The organism is Pseudoalteromonas sp. PS1M3 (assembly GCF_016865405.1).
Classification (GTDB): domain Bacteria; phylum Pseudomonadota; class Gammaproteobacteria; order Enterobacterales; family Alteromonadaceae; genus Pseudoalteromonas; species Pseudoalteromonas marina.
On sequence record NZ_AP022624.1, the window covers coordinates 414,038 to 434,437 of the forward strand.

Here is a 20,400-nt window from a genome sequence, read left to right on the forward strand (position 1 = left end):
ACATACCCTAGCAGGTAATGAGGATAGAATTATGGCGTACAGTGATAAAGTAATCGACCACGTAGAAAACCCACGTAACGTAGGTGCTCTAGACAAAAACGATCCGTCAGTGGCAACGGGTATGGTAGGCGCACCAGCATGTGGTGACGTAATGAAATTGCAAATTAAAGTATCGTCTGAAGGCGTTATTGAAGATGCAAAATTCAAAACCTATGGTTGTGGTAGCGCAATTGCTTCTTCTTCACTTGTAACAGAGTGGGTTAAAGGTAAAACACTCGACGAAGCAGCAACAATCAAAAATACGGATATCAGTGCTGAGCTAGAATTACCACCAGTGAAAATTCACTGTTCAATTTTAGCCGAAGATGCAATTCAAGCAGCAATTGCAGACTACAAAAGCAAACAAGCGAAGTAAGAAGAGAAACTCATGGCAGTGACATTGACAGATGCGGCAGCAAACCGCGTACAATCATTTTTAGCAAACCGCGGCAAAGGGTTAGGTCTGCGCGTTGGCATTAAAACGACGGGCTGTTCAGGTCTTGCTTATGTACTTGAGTTTGTTGACGAGTTAAACGAAGACGATGAAACCTTTGCGGCTAAAGGCGTTACTTTGATAGTTGACGCAAAAAGCTTAGTTTACATCGATGGCACAGAGCTCGACTACACTAAAGAAGGCTTAAATGAAGGGTTTAAATTTAATAACCCTAATCAAGCTGACGAGTGTGGTTGTGGCGAAAGCTTTACCGTTTAATTGCTACGTGTAATTGTATTTTGAAGCCCTGCAACTGTAGGGCTTTGTTATTTCTGAATATTACTGGTTGAAGTTATGCGTTACTTTGAATTATTTGCAGTGCCCGTTGATTATAATATTGATTTAGCAACGATTAATAAAAATTATTTAGAATTACAGCGTGCTGTACATCCCGACCGCCATGCCAATGCAAGCAGCCGTGAAAAGTTAATGTCTGTGCAAAGTGCTGCAGAAATTAACGATGCCTTGCAAACACTTAAGCACCCAGTTAAACGTGCTGAGTATATGTTAAGCGAGCTGGGTGTTGATATTCGCGCTGAGCAACAAACACTGCAAGATCCATTATTTTTAATGCAACAAATGGAATTGCGCGAAGAACTTGAAGAGCTTGCATCAGCGAGTGACCCGGATGCGGCCATTGCTAATTTTGAAAAACAAATAAAACAACTTAACGAGCAATACAGTGCACAACTTGCAGAACAGTTAGCAAGCAGCAACGAGCAACAGTACCAACTAGCTGCCGATAATATTCGTAAACTGAAGTTTGTTTATAAATTACGTGACGAACTAGAACGCATTGAAGACAGTTTATTTGACGATTAATTACTTGCTGTAAAGCGAGCAAAACGAGTTTAAAGAGCATTATGGCATTATTGCAAATTGCTGAGCCGGGGCAAAGCGCGGCACCACACGAACATAAACTAGCCATAGGTATTGACCTTGGCACCACTAATTCATTAGTTGCTACCGTACAAAGTGGCGAAGCGCGCACTTTAACCGATGAGTTAGGGGCTGCAATGTTACCGTCGGTTGTTCGTTATCAAGCCGGTGGTATTACTGTGGGTAGCGATGCGGCTCAAGCTGCAACACAAGACCCTGCAAATACACTTATTTCGGTAAAGCGTTTTTTAGGTAAAACACAGGCTGAAATAGAGCACAGCTACGGCCAATTACCGTATCAATTTTGTGAAGATAATGGCTCGCTTGCTATTCAAACTGAGGCTGGAAAAGTCAGCCCAGTTAAAGCGTCAAGCCACATATTAGCCGCGTTGAAAGCGCGTGCAGAACAAAGTTTTGGTAATCAAGAAATTTTAGGGGCTGTTATTACCGTTCCTGCGTATTTCGATGATGCTCAGCGTCAAAGTACTAAAGATGCCGCAGAGCTTGCTGGCATTAATGTATTACGCTTGTTAAACGAGCCAACAGCGGCGGCTGTTGCCTATGGTTTAGATTCGGGCCAAGAAGGTATCATTGCCGTTTACGACTTAGGCGGTGGTACATTTGATATTTCTGTTCTTCGTTTACACCAAGGTGTGTTTGAAGTAATGGCAACCGGCGGCGACTCAAGTTTAGGTGGTGACGATTTTGATTCACTACTCGTTGACTACTTTAAGCAGCAAACCGGTGTATCAGCGTTATCACCTTCGGTTTTACGTTTATTTATTAACAAAGCCAAAGCCTGTAAAGAAGCGTTAAGCCAATACGCAAAAGTAAATGTAGGGCTTGAATTTGACGGGCAAAACCACACGGTAGAAGTAACGCGCGAAACATTCGACGAAATGGCGATGCCACTGGTTAAAAAAACACTGCGTTCGTGTCGCCGAGCTGTTAAAGATGCTGGCATTGAAAACGAAGAAGTTTTACAAGTTATTATGGTCGGCGGTTCAACGCGTATGCCACTGGTACGCAGCCAAGTACATAGCTTTTTTGATAAAGAACCGCTAACCTCAATCGACCCTGACCGCGTTGTGGCATTGGGTGCAGCACTGCAAGCAGACGTGCTCATTGGCAATAAGCCAGACTCAGATATGTTATTACTTGATGTACTGCCACTGTCGCTTGGACTAGAAACCATGGGCGGTTTGGTTGAAAAAATTATTCCGCGTAACACCACTATTCCGGTAGCGCGTGCTCAAGAATTTACGACGTTTAAAGATGGCCAAACGGCGATGTCTTTGCATGTATTACAAGGTGAGCGTGAGCTGGTTGACGATTGTCGTTCACTTGCTAAATTTAGCTTAAAAGGTATTCCATCAATGGCAGCTGGCGCTGCGCATATTCGAGTTACCTTTAAAGTAGATGCTGATGGTTTATTAAGTGTTTCAGCGATGGAAAAATCAACGGGTGTGCAAGCTGAAATTCAGGTTAAGCCTTCGTTTGGTTTATCTGACGACCAAGTGGCTAACATGCTAAAAGAGTCGATGAGCAACGCAAAAGACGACATGCAAGCACGTATGCTTAAAGAGCAACAAGTTGAGGCTCTTCGTGTTATTGAGGCACTAAATGCTTCATTAGATGCTGATGGCGCGTTACTTGATGACGCTCAGCTTACAAATTTAAGAGCTGAAATTGCAGAGCTGGTAAAAGTGCGCGAAAATGCTCAACAACCTAGCGAAATTAAAGCGGCTATCGAAAAAGTAGATAACGCCAGTAGTGAATTTGCATCGCGCAGAATGGATGCATCAATTAAAAAAGCCCTAACGGGTCAGTCAGTAGACAACATTTAAGAGAGATTAGAATGCCACAAATTGTTTTTCTTCCACATCCTGAATTGTGTCCTGACGGCGCTGCAATTGAAGCACCTGAGGGGCAAACTGTGCTCGACGCGGCGCTTAAAAATGGCATAAGCATTCCACACGCATGTGAAAAGTCGTGTGCGTGTACTACGTGTCATTTAGTTATTCGTGAAGGGTTTGATTCACTTGATGAAAGTGACGACCTAGAAGACGACATGCTAGACAAAGCGTGGGGCTTAGAGCCTGAGTCGCGCCTTGGTTGCCAAGCAATAATTAGAGATGAAGACTTAGTGGTTGAAATACCTAAGTACAATCTCAATATCGTTAATGAAGAGCACTAGTTTTTAATTAACGACTATTATATTAAAAGCCGCTGTTTAATACAGCGGCTTTTTTGTTTGTAAATTGTAGGCGTGACGAGTAAAGCTCGTAAGTTATTTTGTAGACGTAAAGAGTTAGCCTTGGCTCTATGCCACGCATTAAAAGCTAACCCCTAAAATATTTTTCGGAGGTGTACTTTGAGTAATCTAATTTTTTGTGACTCGTTTATTGATGGTGAGTTTTATAAAACCAATGAACACTTTAGCGTTAACGATCCCGCTACCCAACAAAGTATTATTGAAGTAAGTGATATAGACGAGCAAGGCGTTAATAGCGCCATAACTGCCGCACAGGGCGCTTTTGTAAAATTAAAAAACACTAACGCCACTGAGCGTAGTGAAACGCTAATGCGCTGGTATGAGCTTGTGATCAAGCACAAAAAAACACTAGCTGAACTAATGACCAAAGAGCAAGGTAAGCCACTTAAAGAATCGCTGGGCGAAATAGATTACGGTGCAGGCTTTATAAAATGGTTTGCAGAAGAAGCTAAGCGAAGTTATGGCGATGTGATCCCACCTACCGACAATAACCACCGTTTAACCAGTTTTAAGCAGCCTGTAGGCGTTGTAGCAGGTATTACTCCTTGGAACTTCCCGGTTGCTATGGTGACACGTAAAGTGGCGCCAGCATATGCTGCAGGCTGTAGTTTTATATTAAAGCCTTCTGAGCATACGCCGCTATGCGCGATTGCATTAGCATACCTAGCCGACCAAGCTGGCTTTGTTAAAGGGGCATTTAACGTACTTGTATCGCAAGACGCAAAAACAGTGGGTAAAATGCTCACTGACTCACATATTGTCCGCAAGTTTACTTTTACTGGCTCTACAGGTGTTGGTAGCCAATTACTTAAGCAATGTGCCGACATGGTTAAGCGTACCTCAATGGAATTAGGCGGCAATGCGCCGTTTATCATTTTTGATAATGCGGATCTGGATGATGCGATTGACGGGCTTATGGCGGCTAAATTTAGAAACAGTGGCCAAGCATGTGTAGCCGCAAACCGCATTTTTATTCAGCGTAGTGTTATCGATAAAGTATTGTCGAAAATTACGCCTAAAGTAGCTGCATTAAAAGTAGCCAATGGGTTTGAAGAGGGCGTAGATATTGGCCCGCTAATTTACCCAAAAGCGAAAGATAAAGTGCAGCAGCTTGTGCAAGATGCACTTGATAAAGGCGCAGACCTAATAGGGGATAACAGCAGTTTAGGCGGCAGCTTTCAAAACCCGCTCATTGTTACTAATGTAACGACTGAAATGGATATATACCACGAAGAAGTATTTGGCCCTGTGCTAACGGTCATCCCTTTTGATGAAGAAGCAGAAGTGCTTGCGCTTGCTAATGATGTGCCCTATGGTTTAGCCGCTTATTTTTATAGCCAAGATTTAAAACAAGTTTACCGCATTAGCGAAGGGCTTGAATTTGGAATGATAGGCGTAAATGAAGGGGTAATATCAAACCCCGTTGCTCCGTTTGGTGGGGTAAAACAATCTGGCTTAGGGCGAGAGGGTGGACACCAAGGACTTAATGAATACCTAGAAGAAAAGTACGTGTGTATTAAAATTTAATAGCAATCCGCGATTTTACGCTTAAGGTTCTTAGGCTGTGTTTCGGTAACGTTTGTTTATTACAATAATATGGCGAAATCATGAACTTTTCTTTTTGCTATTGATACAGCAAGGACTAAGTGCTACCTTTGCCACATATTTTTTGTTAATAAAACAACACTAAAAACCAAATAAAAAGTAAAAGGATTTCTATAAGTAGAAATAACCCCGTGTGTAAATGCCACCGTAAGGTGGCATTTTTTTGTTCAGCGTCGTTAATTTTAGTGGGGCATTAACGGATCGGTTTATATCCAGGTAGGTTATCAAGGTCTACGTTATCAAGCTGTTCTGGGTTTGCGTATTCACTAATATAATTTTTGTACACGCCGGATTCGATAAAAACAGCGAAAATATCAGGGTCTAAGTGGTTTTTTTCGACCATAGTACCGAGTATAAATAAACACTCACTTACCGGCTTTGCCTTTTTGTAAGGCCTATCTACCGCTGAAAGTGCTTCAAATATATCGGTAATTGCCATTAACCGAGCAGGCACCGACATTTGCTCTTTGGTGAGACCCCTTGGGTAACCTGTACCATCGAGTTTTTCATGATGGCCTAATGCATACTCAGACACTTTACTTAAGTGTTTAGGGAACGGCAGGGCATCTATTATTAATTCGCAATAATACACAATCATTTTGCGGGGCTAAACGTGCCGCTACCTACGTTAAAAAACTCTCATTTAGAACAACTAAATAGTGAGTTTTGCCTAGCTATCAACTCGTTTTCCAGCCTCAAAATACATCACTTAATTAAGCGAATTGGTATAAATTTTTTACTAAAATGGTTTGAGCAAATTAAATTATGTCTTGAACAGAAAATAAGCGTTTTTAATAAAAAATACATAATGAATTCAATGATATTTAGCTATGAGCATAAATAGTAATTCATGGGGAGTTATACAGGGCCAGCGATATAGGGAAAATATAATTGAACTAGAAGGAGTTATATTTAATGATTAATTATGTATTTTGAAAAGAGATAAGGAGAGAAAATGGGGCGATTGACGGGGCTTGAACCCGCGACAACCGGAATCACAATCCAGCTGTCGGTATAGGATTTAGTTGGATGTGTAATAACGAAGATAATTTATCGACTTAACTTAGATGAGTTTAGATTAATGTGTAATGACGTATTTGTGAAAACTCACAGGATATTATCAGCATCAAGTTATATCTGTTTATATACCTCAAGAAAATCAAATTACAAGATCAACAATTATTTACTCAATAAGACGGTTCGCTTTCCTATAATCAACCAGAGTAAAGTTATGCTTAGCCGTATTATAAAGCGAGGATTATTAAATCAAAGTTAAGCGTCCATCATGAGCACACGTTTCTTTGTGTGGCGAGTATGTTCTTTTATCAATGACTAGTTTAAGCACATCTAGAAATCATTAACTTAAAAAAGCATTAAAATAAATACCCTATTTCACGTTCTCCTTCAGTGAGATAGAAGTTAACCGCTACTATTGCCAATATGCTATCTCGTACGAGTGGTTTATTAGGAACATATTGAAACAATCAATTTTTAGATGTAAGCTCAAGCAATAAAGTGTCTACTTTTAAAAAACGTGACTGCCCCATAAATCACTTCAACTACTATCAACCTAGTGTCGCTACTTTATCGAATTCTGCTTTAATGTAAAAATTAACATTTTTATCATTGTTATTACTAAAACTTTCGCATTTATAGTTTAGATCTAAATGCAGCAACCCATTGACGATATATACTGCTTTATCTAAATAGTAACGATCAACACTTGGCTCAGAGATAATAGTTATTTCTGGTTTTCCTGGATAAAAACCTTTACCACAAGCTTTATAAACAGGGTGCTTCTTATGGTGTTCTTTGGTCTTCATTTTTTTATCATGCAGCTTTGCCCACAATTTTCCTGTGCGTTCTCTTTGGAAGAAAAACTCGAAATTATCTCTTAAGGAAAATTTTGCTTCTATTGTTTGTTTGTCTGAGGTTTTGTATACGAGCGGTTTTTCAGTTACATCGTATTCAAATGTACCACTTAATAAGTCAGTTGAAATATTAACCTTATTTGTCTTAATTATCGGCTGTACAAAGCCATAAGTTCCAATATTGATACCGGTCTTAAAACGATTACCGTCGCTTTCAACTTCTGCCGCATAAATGTCTTTTACAAATGGGTTTAGATATCTCAAATAATGGATGCCAGCATTAATATTTGTTGTGTCTACCGTTACAAATTGACCGCTCACTCCAGTATCTAAATTTTTAAGTTTATTCATTGACATATCATACAATTCAACTTTTATTTCACCTAAATTTACACTGTCGTAATCAAAAGGAGCATCCCCCCCTTTTTCTCTTCGAACAATATCCTTCGGGTTAGGTAAAAAACCTGTTACAACCGTTGAAGAATTTTGACCTAACACGACCAATTTATCACGAGCTCTAAAAGCCTTTGTTTTATTTAAATAGTTTGAATTCGCATCATTTCTTGAAACGGCTACGTTGTAATGATCTAGACCAACCATTGAATACAGTTCATCTGGCGTAGAACTCTCGATTAATAAATTATCGACACCAGTGGTCAAGGGAGTCGAAATAAGTAGCGCTAACTTCAGTTTTTTATCACCGAGATGAGCCTTATCTGAGCTGCCACGAATTGTTGTTAACTCGCCATAGTTTTCAGTACTTTCACGTTCTTTGTATTCGGCAAGGTCGCCCAATCCTGCATCTGTCAGTTCAGAATGACGCCTAAGACTGCCACGTACTCTTTCAATTGATTTTAAATGCGTCGGGTTGTCCTCAGATAATACATCAAAATACATTTTTAGGTCACACGACGCTGCAGATATTTCTTTATCCCCTTCGCAAAATACAAGTTTTGCACTGTAATAAGAAGGCAAACCATTTTGAGCTCGTTCCATTTGAACATCCCGTTCAAAATGGCTCGTTATCATTTCCCAAATAGCTAAATCGTTGACTAAAATACCCGGACGTTTTTTAGTACCTGTTTTCACGTGAACACCATAAAGTATTGGTATTACATTGTTTTCATAGCCAACAACTGAAAAAGCACCTAACTCTAACTGTAACTCAGACGTTGTTGCCGCTAATATTGTTTCACTTTCACCTTTAGCATTAACATTAACATGCGATAGGCCTTCAATAAATACAGTGACCAGCGGGCCAAAAGCCGCTTTGTTATTTTTGATAACTTTAGTCGCGCTTGTATTAGTTGGTATCGTATTTGGCATAGAGCCTTGTATAGTATCTTCAGTATTCTTATCTTCAATTTCAGAGGCTAAAGCTAAATAACGGGCTGTTATTGTACTTTGAGGTATAAATTCGTAGTCACAAGATGTAGAGCTAATGAAATCAGCATTTACAACCGCGGGAATAGTCTCACATGACGACAAAACGTTGGAGGTTTTTATATTGTGTAACAACTTCCTTTTACGGCTTTCTGTATTGTCAACAAAGAGGGTGAGTGTAGCCCCTTTTTCTATTTTTACATTGTCACTACTGGTTACTGTAGTCCGGTCTGAGTTATTAAAAATGTATAATCCCGCTTTAACATCGGTATCAGCTACGTCAGATTTCGTTAATTGAACGGCTAAAATTCTGCCCCTGAAAAAGTAATCAAGAAAACCTTCCGACGAACCAACCGAGCGAGCAAATAAATCTTGACCGTTTTGCTTAAGCACGCTCTCATCATCAGGAAAACGAAGGGTATCCCTTCCTTTATGAACATAATCATTACGCATTTTTCCTAGCAGGTGTTCGCTTCTTGTTTCGCTTTTTAAAGAATATGTAAATCGCCCATCACCTGGGTCATTATCCTTAAAATATGCATCAAGCTCTTTTAGTTCTGTTGGCAAGTCGCCAATTTTATTTTTATGTTTTTCATCCCAAAGTTCTATACCTTCTATACGTGGACTAGGTTGATCGTAACCTCTTTGATAATTTCCTATGCTAGTTTCTACTTCTCGATAACAATTAAACCCATCTTTACCATCAAGAAAAGTATCCAATGTGAACGTGTCTGTTTGCTCATCTTCACGCCTTTCATCCGATTCATAAAAGTCGTCGGTTTTCGAATTCAAACAAATCGTATCCATACTAAAAAATGACGTTGAAACATGCTCCGCCTCTTTAATTAAAAAATCTCTATAGCTTGAATATTTTATTGATGCGCTAGATATAACCGCTTGCGTAATATCTTTATCGTTTTCCCCATTAAGATTTCCTTTTTTAAGATTAAAACCGCCACTTTTCCATCGACCAAACCGTTCAAACACATCACCTTGCGCATGGCCGTCGTCTCGAGTATGTGCTGGTGAATGTAAATCTTGCAATAAATGCACAACATGCCCTAAGGCAACAAACAAACTACCGTGCGCTTGGTCTCGCTCTTCTTTCGTTTCTGCGAAAACCCCTTGTCGGTAATATTCAATAGCCGATTTAAGTGAGTATTCATTTGAGCGATTAGCTCCAGAAACAAACTCAGGCCCCAGAACATCAAAGACTGCTCCGTCAATTGCCCAGGTGACCGCATCTGTATTTTTCCCCCACTTTCCTTGGATTAACTTTTTACCTTTCAATTGAGGAGCAAAAAAATGAGAGTTAAATCGCCCATCACCATCATGATCGTCTCTTGGCCAGACAGCATCTTCAAGTACCACGCCGGCTTGTAACATTGATAAATAATCAGTTGAATGGAGTAAAATATTGTAATCTTTGAAAACCTGCTCGCCAAACTGAGCATATTCCATATATGAGGTAAACGCACCATTTTCATTAGGACAACCTATCAGTCCATTGTCTTCCAGCGCAAAATCGTAACCCTTATATCTTGCGCACTCATACTTATTGCTCGCGATATTTAACCCTTCTTTACCTACAAAGTTATGCAGATTAACAGCTCGCTGCCGATCGCTACACCCATTGCTTGTTGGTGTTGTTGCACACATCATTTGCGCTTGATGTGAGTTGACTTCATGACCCCAAACTAAGTTTGGTAGCGATAAAGTTACTCCCACTAGGCCGAATGTTACTTTTTTTAATATTGTCATGATCGTTATCCTACCTGATGAGCCAACGGCTATTTTCTAGTACTACATCTAGCTCTACACGTCTTCGCTCACCATTGACGTCGAATGTTAGAATCCCTAATGCATCCATACCGTATTCTGTTACTTCAACACTTAAGTTATTTTGTAGGTCTTGACTAAATTGAGGAATATTTCGTGAAAATGCTCGTGCGCTAATACTTTTAGAACCTGAAAGCATAAACAAGGTTTTTACATCTTGGCTAATTACTGCTGCAACAAATTGTTTAACTATCGATTCAGCATTAGACGCTAAAGGAATGTCTGGGTCATGATAAATACTTAAACTGTTACTTTTCTTATCAACAATCGCAATGTAACCATCACCAAATGATATAGCTTGTAACGCTCCTTTAATAGGAATGTTGTATGCTGACAATCGATTTAATGGAATTTTTCTTACCGAGCTTTCTTCAGTGGCAAATACGTTTCCATCCGAATAGCTTATTCGGCCAACACCTAATTTTTTGTATAGTTCGACACCATGTTTATCCGTGCCTGTACCATTAAATTGAGAAATAGTACCTCGCTTCAGGTCAGCCACAACAAAATTGGGTGTATTGACAATATTGGTCCCTTCAAAGTCCGCTCCATTCTTGTTATCAAATATTATTCTAGATCTTAAATAGTGACCATCATCACTAAACACTTGTACGCGCTTGTTAGACTGCTCGAGGATATATATTTCATTAGTGACTCCTAACGAGTCGATTGCTACATCAAGTGGTGAAGTGAACTTACCTACATCAGTTCCCTTTTTACCAAACTTAGTTTTGCTTTTATAATTAGACTCTCTTGTATATATCGCTATTTGATTTCTTCCGGTATTAGCGACATAAACATTTCCGTTGAAATCCATGCCAAAACCTTGAGCTTTACGCAAACCATTTAGTTTTATATCAATAATATCTTCAGGTTTACTTCCATCAATTTCGTGAAGCCCTGCAGATGACAAGGCAAATAAATCACCATTGTATTCCTCAATATCAATAACATTATTTAAGACACCTTGATGCAATAACACAGGGGTTGGCCTTACTGTTATGACATCCACCTGCTCTCTAATGCTTGTAACATATAAACCGGATTTAAGTTTAACCATAACCTTAGGTTGGTATACGCCAATTTTTTTATAGTTATGTACAAAGGAGCTTCCCGTTTGCTCAAATTCAAACTTCCCATCTTCATCTATATCCACAAAAACTTGTTCAACATCCAAGTTAGTAGTGACATTATAAGTTACATTTAGGGATTCATAGCCGACACTTTGACTAGCCACTACATGCATGTACGGCTCTTTAGTCGCCTGACTTGTCACAGTTATATCAGCAATTTCAATAGTGCCATCATTTAACTGCTTTTCTATTTTGAATTCATTTACACCTGGCTTTAATGCTCTTGACATAAAAGTATGTACACCAGCACTATAGCTAGCCGTTTCACTACCGTATGTGACCTTTTCATACTGATGTTCTTTGTCATCAATAGTTATTGTTGTACGTCTCAGTCGGGTAGAGGCGCCATCAATCTTTGGAGAGGAAATAGGAAGATCACTTTGATAATCGTCACTTTTAGCAAAGACAATGGCTGGGCTCACATAAGTTTTCACTATTTCAGCGCTATTCTTAGAAGGAACCATTTTTTCAGTTTTTTCTATTGTGTCGAGCTCTTTTTCTGAAGAACTCTCTGAATCATTACTTATTATTTTTTCTATTTTGTCCGTATTTGATTCTTCTTTAGATGCTGTGGAAGCATTGTCAACTTTTTCATTATCTGAGCATGCACTTAGCACTAACGAAGTTACTAAAACGATGGCTATAAAAAATTTAGAGTGCAGCATAGAATTGTTTACTCCTTTAAACAGTTTTTTTAAACGACGGTATTATAAAACAGAGGGTTAAAAACAAAAAAAGCTCGGCAATACCGAGCTTTTACATAGAATAAGATTTAGATGTAAATTTTACATCCTTTAGCTTTAATTGCAGGTTGAGCAGCTTCCTTAGCTGTATAGTAGGCGGTCATTGCTGTTGATTTTGCAGAGTTTGCAGCAGAAGCTGCTGATGAACTCACCACTCCCACTAAACTTGATAGGTTATCAGCAGAATCAACATTTGATTTGTAATCTTTAAATGCTTTGTCAATTTGTTCACACGATAACGTGTTAAAGTCCATATTAGCAAGATTTACAGAGTCTTCACCTGTTGACATGCAACCAGACAAAATTGATACAGAAAAGGCAGCGCCTAATAAAACAGTTTTTTTCATAAATAATATCCATTTAAATTTAAAATAATTGTACGATAATATAATATTCAAATAGTTGGTAATGTCAAAACATTTTGATATAAAAAATAGAAAACGTCCGAATTTTATCTAGCGTCAATTAACTTGGCCGGTTGACACCGAATTTTATTTGCTCTTATTGAGCGCTGTTTTGCGTCGGTAACTTTCGCCTTCGCAATGAATAATCGTTGCGTGATGAACCAAGCGATCGATTGCCGCGACAGTCATCGTTGAGTCATCAAATAGTTCATCCCATTGTTCAAATGATTTGTTTGATGTGATGATCATGCTGTGTCGGCTCATAGCGATGGGCTATCAATTCAAACAGCACACTCGTTTCTTGTTCCGTTTTTCGAACATAACCAACGTCATCAACGATTAATAAGCTGTATTTATCGAGCTTTACAAGCTCATCTTGCAAGCTTAAGTGTCGCTTTGCTTGCTGGAGTTGTTGAACAATCGCTGACGCGGCAACGAACTTAATTTTATGGCCTTGTTCGATAAGGCCATAACCGATGCTACTGGCGAGATGCGTTTTACCAAGACCACTGGCGCCAAATAACAATATATTGCCACCGTGCTTCAACCAATCCGGCTGAGTTATTAAATCAGTAACCAGGGGCTTACTCACCCCATCAACAAGGGTAAAATCGAAGCTACTAAGGTGCTTACCCACTGGCAATTTTGCATCTCTTAAAAGCCGCTGAAGGCGCTTATCATCGCGTGTCGCAAGTTCAATATGACACAGCTCAGACAAGTATTGCTGTGGACTCCATTGCTCTTCTATCGCTTTTTTGCCCAGAGCATTCCACTGTTGAAGCATGGTGCTAAGCTTTAATTGTTTCAGCATTAAAGGTAACGAGGCCGTGAAGTTATCCATGTAGACCTCCCGGTATCATGCTGCTATAAGCGCTCAAGCTGTGTTGCTTTATTGTCATTGTGGGCCTGTTTGATGCAATCACTAAAAATTGCGCTTCACATTCTCGGATGGCCGGTAATTGTCGCTGAGTAATTGATGCTACTACCACTGCCTATTACCGGTTTGACTCTTCTTTTCTTAAATTCATTTAAATGAGGAATGATACCTATCATTTCTGTTATCCATAAATTTGCTCTTATAGCGTTAACCGGATTAGTAATTCGACTGTCTCTGAGAAGAGTTTTGTAGGGTCACTAACATTAGTTAACGTGGTTGTTGACTTGATGAATCAAGGGCGTCTACCTCTAGAAAGTAAACCCCCTTGTTCCGGTCTATAGCGGGTTAATCAGTACTTATTTGGGTCTGATACACATCCATATTATAGTATGAAATAAAATTGGATATCGTTGTTTTAGCCAGCTCAGTTGCGAGGTGGTTTTTTAGCGTGCCGAAGAATGCTAAATAAACTGTCCCTTCTTGAAATAGAATATCGACTTCTTTCTCAAGCTCAGCATATGCACCTGCATAACTAAAGTCTGTGAAGTAATCTATTAACCACTTTCCGTTGTCTTTCATTAAACGGATCTCAACTGGATGAAAGCCTCCACTATTTGGGCTGTATTCTGGATCTCTAAAGTTAAATGTAATTGATGTTAGGTTGTTAGTATCAATATCAATCAGAAGTGAATCTAATTGTCGTACTAAATTATCAGGCACACAGATGCGCCCAATGTTGCTCAGGGAAATTGACATAATGAGTTCTCTTTTTAGTTGCGTTGAAGCTGGTGGAGTGAGTTAAGGGTGTATGAAACGTTGTTATGACTAAAGTTACTTAGTCACCTTATTAGGTGTTGCTAAAGGTTTAAGCTTAGCAATCCGGTCTTGTTGATTAACAATGAGGGGGTTAGCTAAGTGTAGAAATACCTTTTTCTCAGTAGGCTGAATTAATGCAAGCTCCTCATGACGAAGTACTGCTGCAATAAATGATGTATTGTTGGCTGAGCCGCTTTTAAATAGCGCTTTAAATACGGATGAGTTAAATGGCTTATCACCGAGCGTGAGTATTAAGTCGTAAATTTCATCTAACTTTATCCATTCTTTAGAGAATAAGCCGCCATCTGAATTACTTGTCAGCCTGATATAGAGCACATTACTCTTCAAGTCTTTAGCGACCTCATAGCCAATTAAACCTGTTGAGCTAGGCGATAACTTTTTCGCTAACCCTACCAATACCGTTGTATAGTCATCATTTTGAATATTGTCTTGAACGTTATCTTGTACGTCTTTTTTAGAGTGTGTTTTCATAGTTACCTCGAGTTATTAAATTAAGAATGTGATTTGAAAGAACGCGAATAAAAATAGGTTTATCTGCGTCACAGGTTTGGGTTATTAATAGCGTTAACAGCATTGAATAATTGTTCCTTACGGGTTGTTGGATAAACGAGATATAGACCACTCCCATCATCATTAAATACGGTTAAATTGACCCGGTATTCATCAGATAGTGGCTCCTCATATTCGGGGTATTCAAGGGCTTCATGTATAAGCAAAATAAGACGCTTATTAAAGCAGTGCAAAAGGGGGAGGTAGTCATCCAAAGGTTCAATGACAATAATTAAAGTCGATGTGTTTTGCCAAAATGATAGTGCCTCCTTTTCGTTAGTAAATGGTTCATTAATGTGCTCTAACAGCGCTTTATTAGTGAGCTCGTCAAAGCCGATACTTAAACTGGTTGGGTATTCAGTTAGGATTCTCATCATAAAATTCCACAAAAAAAGCCCATCCGATTGGATGGGCTCTATGGTTAGATAGGGTTATTTAAATAAGTGAGCAAGTTGTTCGCTAGTATTTCTCATTGATTCAGAGGTAAGCTTTGCATAACGTTGTGTGCTCACAATTGATGCATGAGAAAGTTGCTCTTGAACAAGACGAAGACTTACCCCAGCACTGACAAGATTTGATGCTACCGAGTGACGCAGTGTATGAAGACATACATCGCTTGGATCAATTTTGGCATTTATTAATAGTTTCTTAAAAGTCTTACGTGCGCTTTTTAAAGGCTTGCCTTCAACCTTACTTGCAAATAAGTAAGGGTTATTACGTTGTAGTGGTATCGCACCAATAAAGCCAAGCAAGGTATCCGTTATATAGACCGTCCTGGGTTTACCATTTTTAGTATGAGGAATATGAATAACACGGTTTTTTATATCCATATCCTTTACTTTAATATTTGATACCTCAGAGCACCGAAGGCCTGTTAGCGCTAATGTAGCAATGTAGCCTGCAATGACCTTATTTGAATAGGCTTTACACTCTTTTAATAAGCGCTTTACTTCAAACTTAGTTAAAAAGCGCGTCCTAGCATTGTTTAACTTATAGAGTTTAATTGGCTTACAGACATCTTCGTCAATAACTCCAGCTTCTAATGCATACCGTGTAATGGCCTTTAATATTAATAGCACTTGATTACAGGTTGCAGGAGCATAGGTTTTTCCATATTTATGCTTAGTATCGGCAAGTTCAATATGTAGCCTTTGCACATCAAGCGTTCTTAATTCACAAAGAAGTGTCGAGCCGAGTTGTGGTTCAATAATACGTTGCCAGCGGTATAAGTCATCTTGCCATGTTCGCTTTCGTTTACGTACAAGGGGTAGGTAATGGTTGACGAAAAAGTCATTCAAAGTCATGTGGGCATGCTCATCCCGTTCAACTTTGGGATTACGACCTTCTAACAATGTGACTCGGTGTTTTTGAGCAATACGCTTAGCATCAGATACCTTTATATCGCCAAATTTACCAAGCGAGATACTGTATTTTCGACTATGAAAGGTGTACCTAAACAGAAATCGACGATTCCCTGTTTTCCCAATAAGGCACTTTAGACCTGTAATATCAGTGTCGCTATACTCAGCTTCAGTTGCACGGGAGTCACGAATATGTGCAGGTAGTGATTGAATGAGCTTATCTGTGAATTTGAATCGTTTGTTCATAATAATTCTCCGGAATATATTCAAAGAATTAATATATGTTTGAAAGTAATAGCTAATTCGGTTTTATCTGTAAATCAAAAGAGCGATAAAGGGGTAGCTGTATTGATTTTATACTGCAGAGCTAGCCCAACAAAGCAGACGAAGGTTCGTAGTGTTTTTTGGTCGACTTAGCTTGTGTAGCTAGGAAAGTTTTGGGATAGTTTTATAGAGCCAGAATGAATGCTTCCCACAAGGATTTAATAAAGCCAATTGAGGCTTGTTGTTTTTTGCAAACATTTTAAATCTTTGGTTCACCCAATTTTTTCTAGGTGGGAGGTGGGTTGTAAGGATGGTTTATCTGAGCAGAATATTTGGTAATAGAGCGCTTGCATTATTGATATTTTGAGAGCAAAAACACTCGATATAATTAATAGAACTTTTTTTTGTGAAAAATTTAAGGAAAATAATGTCAAATACAGCAACTGAGAAAGCAAAAGCTTGGTTTGATGCTAATCCAAAGTACAAAAAAGTATGTATGGTATTGGATATTCATCTATCTCAATTTTATACAGGCTCAACTAAATGGCGAAAAGATGCCACTGTGAAGTTAGTGTTTGGTATGAATCAATCTAAAGGAAGGGTTTCTGTTACACCAAATAAGAATAATGTTCGCATAAGGTTTGCACCATTAAATAGCTCTAAAGTTGTAAATGAAGAATTTATCAATATTGCTCTAGGTGAGCTACCTAGTGATTGCGTAATAAGAGTTAAAGAGGTTGATAATGTTTTTGACTATTACATCCCTATAAATGCTACCGACATTCAACCATGTTTAGCTAATATTGATAAAATCCTTGATAGGTTTGAGTTTGATGGTTTTAGAGCTCCTTCTGCTAAATGCTCGACAGATATTTGGAGCGATAATGCAGACGCTAAAATAATTAGGCGAAAATTATCAGAATTTACCTCCGTTGTTCTTCGTGAACAAGAAATGGAGAGGAGATTTGTTAATTGGCTGAAAGCTTCAAAAGGTATACACGCTCGCTCTCAAGATACAGATGGTTTATTTCGAAGAGATGTTGTTTATACAGAAGATAATAAGTATGTAGTTGCAGAGCTTAAGTACACTAACTCCGTAATTCAAAATATAGAGATGGCCGTTGGTCAGCTTTTAAGATACACACTCCATCCTGATATACAAAAACAAGGTGAAAAGTTGATTGTAGTATCTGGCGGTTTTGAACCAACTGATACAGACTTTGAATTTTTTAAGAATATGGATAAAGTTATAGATTTAGAGTTTGGGTTCATTTACGAATCACCAGAAAATTCAGGTGATTTTATTGAGTTTACTTATGATAAGCTATTTGAATAAGGAGTCGTATTAGTAAGAGGGATTAATATTCACAAAAGCCTGGAACTGGCAAGAACAATCCTTTCCCTCTAAAGCGTTTCTGCTCGTTGCGGGTTAAATATAACTCGCTCATTTGTAAATGTTCTAGCTAGTGGCTATATCCCAGATGTGCATAGCAGTATTGAATCAGTATCTGTATAACAAAATTTAACACGTGTAAGATCTTTAGGACCGGAGGCAGACCTAAAAAAGCTGTATGGTGGAAGTTAATCAGAGGATATTAATGTTTAGTGTTAATGTCAGTTATTAGACGCAATAGTAATGCAAAGTAAGCAAATGTACCTAGTCACTCACAGGGTATGTACCAGAGCGTATTATCGAAGAAAAAAAGTTAAAAGTTCAGATTTAATGGGTATAAATATTTTTGAATTTAATTTACTGAAACGTAAAGGGTTTTAAAGTTCTGGAGGGAAGAAAAAATGGGGCGATTGACGGGGCTTGAACCCGCGACAACCGGAATCACAATCCGGGGCTCTACCAACTGAGCTACAACCGCCACTACACACCTTGTTTGGTGTGGCGCGCATAATACATAAAATAATAAACCTTGTGAAGCCTTAAATTAAAAAAAATTAAATTTAAAAATAAAATCTAAAAATTCACTCTCGTACAGCGAAAGTTCAGTAATGCTTCTTCAAGCTATGCGCGATTAAAAACTATAAACAATTCGCCATATATATAGTATGAATTCATTAATAAATGAGAACAAATTGTAAATTAATGTATAATGCTATCCGGAAAAATACTAATCAAAAACATTTGGAGTAAACATGGATTCAGTACTTAATTGGCTTAATGATAACTCAGGCTTAATTTTACACTATAGTATTCAAGCAGTTGTTGCGCTTATTATCTTTTTAATAGGTAGTAGGGTTGCTAAGTTTTGTTCAAACTTAACAGAAAAGGGCTTTGCGAAAAAACAAGTAGATAAAGCGGTTGGCTCTTTCGTAGCAAGTATTGTGTATACCCTTGTATTTGCACTAACAGTACTAATGGCGCTTTCGCAAATTGGTATTGAAACAACGTCATTCATTGCTATTTTAGGTGCAGCCGGCTTAGCGGTAGGTTTAGCGTTACAAGGTTCACTGTCTAATTTTGCGTCGGGTGTACTAATCATTTTACTTCGTCCGTTTAAATCGGGTGATTTTGTAGAAGCCGGTGGCAAATCTGGTACGGTTAAAAAAATCGAAATATTCTCTACAGAACTTCGCACACCAGATAATAAAGTAATTATTGTGCCAAACTCTCAAATTATGTCAGGTGCGATTACAAACGTATCGCGCGAATCAACTCGCCGTATCGATTTAGTAATTGGTGTTGGTTACGATGCTGATTTACGTCAGGCAAAAGAAGTATTAAAATCAGTACTTGATGCAGAAACACGCTTACTTACAGACCCTGCTTATACCGTAGCTGTTTCTGAACTAGGTGATTCAAGCGTTAACTTTGTTGTGCGTCCTTGGGTTAATGCTGCTGACTACTGGCCTACATATTTTTCATTAATGGAAAATATTAAAATTGCATTAGACGACGCAAATATTTCAATTCCATTTCCGCAAATGGATGTTCATTTACACAAGCAAGACTAATTTTTAGTATTAAATAGGTTATTTTTAATGAAATTAAAGCTTTTATCAGTGTTAGTTGCAGCATCTGCTGCGACTAACGCTTTCGCTGAAGATACAGAGCAAAAAACGTGGGAAGTTACCAGTGAGCTTGGTGCTATTGTTACCAGTGGTAACACTGAAACAACAACGCTTAAAGGTGGTATTAAAGTACAACACAACCTAGAAAGCTGGAACAACGAGTACAAGCTTGACGGAATCTACAAAGAAGATGAAGTTGATGATGCTAACGGTAACAAAGTTACTCAACGTACAAACGAAAAGTACTCAATTTCGGCTCAAGGTAACTACAAATTAAATGAAGAGCATTCTCATTTATTCATTTATGGTTCACACGTTTCAGACTACTTTGGCGCATACCGCAGTGAGTCTGTAATTTCAGCGGGTTATGGCTTACGTTTGTTAAATGAAAAAACAATGTGGTTAAGCGCAGAGATTGGTCCGGGTTACAAATACTTTGAGTACCCAGATGACAGCACTGAAGTAGACGAAAATGGCAATCCACTTGCCGGTGAGTTTGAAGGTGAAGTGATTGCCCTTGGTAAATTAGACTACAATTGGCAAATTTCTGATAATGCACGTTTTACGCAGCTAGTGGCGGTTGAATACGGTGACACGAACACTAAAACACGTTCAGAAACGGCATTGCTTGCTAAAATTAATGGCTCTCTACAAATGAAAGTGGCTTTTAATGTTACCAACAACTCAGACGTTGCTGATGACAAAGAAAGCACAGACACAGAGACGTCATTTACACTAGTTTACAGTTTTTAACCAAAACCATTAAATTAGTGACACTAAAATGACAAAAGGGGCGAAAGTCCCTTTTTTATTTGCCTCAGATTAAT

General features: G+C 38.6%; 18 protein-coding genes, 1 tRNA gene and 1 pseudogene. 9 read left to right on the plus strand and 11 right to left on the minus strand.

The window, feature by feature from the left end; genetic code table 11:
• Window positions 1-31: 31 nt before the first annotated feature.
• From iscU to PS1M3_RS01930, 6 genes are all read left to right on the plus strand, one after another.
• Entirely contained in the window at window positions 32-415 is a 384-nt protein-coding gene (gene iscU, locus PS1M3_RS01905) for a Fe-S cluster assembly scaffold IscU (RefSeq protein ID WP_008131649.1), read from the plus strand.
• A gap of 12 nt (window positions 416-427) precedes the next feature.
• A complete protein-coding gene (iscA, locus tag PS1M3_RS01910) occupies window positions 428-751 on the plus strand; it encodes an iron-sulfur cluster assembly protein IscA (protein WP_006791976.1) in 324 nt (107 codons plus the stop codon).
• A gap of 75 nt (window positions 752-826) precedes the next feature.
• Complete coding sequence (gene hscB / locus PS1M3_RS01915) at window positions 827-1,354, plus strand: co-chaperone HscB (protein WP_203985945.1); 528 nt, start codon at window positions 827-829, stop codon at window positions 1,352-1,354.
• Between the two features lie 41 nt (window positions 1,355-1,395).
• Window positions 1,396-3,258, plus strand: coding sequence for a Fe-S protein assembly chaperone HscA (hscA, locus tag PS1M3_RS01920; RefSeq protein WP_203985948.1), 1,863 nt, complete (start codon window positions 1,396-1,398; stop codon window positions 3,256-3,258).
• Window positions 3,259-3,269: 11 nt separating this feature from the next.
• A complete protein-coding gene (gene fdx, locus PS1M3_RS01925) occupies window positions 3,270-3,608 on the plus strand; it encodes an ISC system 2Fe-2S type ferredoxin (protein ID WP_006791979.1) in 339 nt (112 codons plus the stop codon).
• A 177-nt stretch (window positions 3,609-3,785) separates the two neighbouring features.
• Window positions 3,786-5,213: an NAD-dependent succinate-semialdehyde dehydrogenase gene (locus PS1M3_RS01930; protein WP_203985951.1), complete on the plus strand. Its 1,428-nt coding sequence runs from the start codon at window positions 3,786-3,788 to the stop codon at window positions 5,211-5,213.
• A 271-nt stretch (window positions 5,214-5,484) separates the two neighbouring features.
• Here the strand turns inward: PS1M3_RS01930 and PS1M3_RS01935 are convergent.
• From PS1M3_RS01935 to PS1M3_RS01975, 10 genes and pseudogenes are all read right to left on the minus strand, one after another.
• Window positions 5,485-5,865, minus strand: a pseudogene (locus tag PS1M3_RS01935) (HD-GYP domain-containing protein); the annotation flags it as partial.
• 991 nt (window positions 5,866-6,856) lie between these two features.
• Window positions 6,857-10,306, minus strand: coding sequence for a hypothetical protein (locus PS1M3_RS01940; protein ID WP_203985954.1), 3,450 nt, complete (start codon window positions 10,304-10,306; stop codon window positions 6,857-6,859).
• Window positions 10,307-10,316: 10 nt separating this feature from the next.
• Window positions 10,317-12,182: a hypothetical protein gene (locus tag PS1M3_RS01945; protein WP_203985957.1), complete on the minus strand. Its 1,866-nt coding sequence runs from the start codon at window positions 12,180-12,182 to the stop codon at window positions 10,317-10,319.
• A 107-nt stretch (window positions 12,183-12,289) separates the two neighbouring features.
• Entirely contained in the window at window positions 12,290-12,607 is a 318-nt protein-coding gene (locus PS1M3_RS01950) for a hypothetical protein (RefSeq protein WP_203985960.1), read from the minus strand.
• Window positions 12,608-12,751: 144 nt separating this feature from the next.
• Window positions 12,752-12,913 (minus strand): ATP-binding protein, encoded by a 162-nt coding sequence (locus tag PS1M3_RS20140; protein ID WP_305791974.1) that lies wholly within the window; start codon window positions 12,911-12,913, stop codon window positions 12,752-12,754.
• Entirely contained in the window at window positions 12,885-13,505 is a 621-nt protein-coding gene (locus PS1M3_RS01955; RefSeq protein ID WP_305791975.1) for an ATP-binding protein, read from the minus strand. The genes PS1M3_RS20140 and PS1M3_RS01955 overlap by 29 nt, the downstream gene beginning before the upstream one ends.
• Before the next feature lie 381 nt (window positions 13,506-13,886).
• Window positions 13,887-14,261, minus strand: coding sequence for a DUF2787 family protein (locus PS1M3_RS01960; protein WP_203985963.1), 375 nt, complete (start codon window positions 14,259-14,261; stop codon window positions 13,887-13,889).
• Between the two features lie 111 nt (window positions 14,262-14,372).
• Window positions 14,373-14,849, minus strand: coding sequence for a hypothetical protein (locus tag PS1M3_RS01965; RefSeq protein WP_203985966.1), 477 nt, complete (start codon window positions 14,847-14,849; stop codon window positions 14,373-14,375).
• A 68-nt stretch (window positions 14,850-14,917) separates the two neighbouring features.
• Window positions 14,918-15,304 carry a hypothetical protein gene (locus PS1M3_RS01970; protein WP_203985969.1) on the minus strand — a complete coding sequence of 129 codons (387 nt, stop codon included), beginning with the start codon at window positions 15,302-15,304 and terminating at the stop codon, window positions 14,918-14,920.
• 54 nt (window positions 15,305-15,358) lie between these two features.
• A complete protein-coding gene (locus PS1M3_RS01975) occupies window positions 15,359-16,534 on the minus strand; it encodes a site-specific integrase (protein WP_203985972.1) in 1,176 nt (391 codons plus the stop codon).
• 445 nt (window positions 16,535-16,979) lie between these two features.
• On the opposite strand from PS1M3_RS01975, the gene PS1M3_RS01980 reads away from it, so the two are divergent.
• Window positions 16,980-17,888 carry a hypothetical protein gene (locus PS1M3_RS01980; RefSeq protein ID WP_203985975.1) on the plus strand — a complete coding sequence of 303 codons (909 nt, stop codon included), beginning with the start codon at window positions 16,980-16,982 and terminating at the stop codon, window positions 17,886-17,888.
• Between the two features lie 459 nt (window positions 17,889-18,347).
• On the opposite strand, the gene PS1M3_RS01985 is transcribed toward PS1M3_RS01980, so the two are convergent.
• Window positions 18,348-18,423: transfer RNA gene (locus PS1M3_RS01985), tRNA-His, on the minus strand.
• Between the two features lie 274 nt (window positions 18,424-18,697).
• Here PS1M3_RS01985 and PS1M3_RS01990 point away from each other — a divergent pair.
• Together PS1M3_RS01990 and PS1M3_RS01995 are read left to right on the plus strand one after the other, a co-directional pair.
• Entirely contained in the window at window positions 18,698-19,516 is an 819-nt protein-coding gene (locus PS1M3_RS01990) for a mechanosensitive ion channel family protein (RefSeq protein WP_058428275.1), read from the plus strand.
• A gap of 27 nt (window positions 19,517-19,543) precedes the next feature.
• The gene (locus PS1M3_RS01995; protein WP_203985979.1) at window positions 19,544-20,326 is read left to right on the plus strand and encodes a YdiY family protein; all 783 of its coding nucleotides are present in this window, start codon (window positions 19,544-19,546) and stop codon (window positions 20,324-20,326) included.
• Window positions 20,327-20,400: the final 74 nt, after the last annotated feature.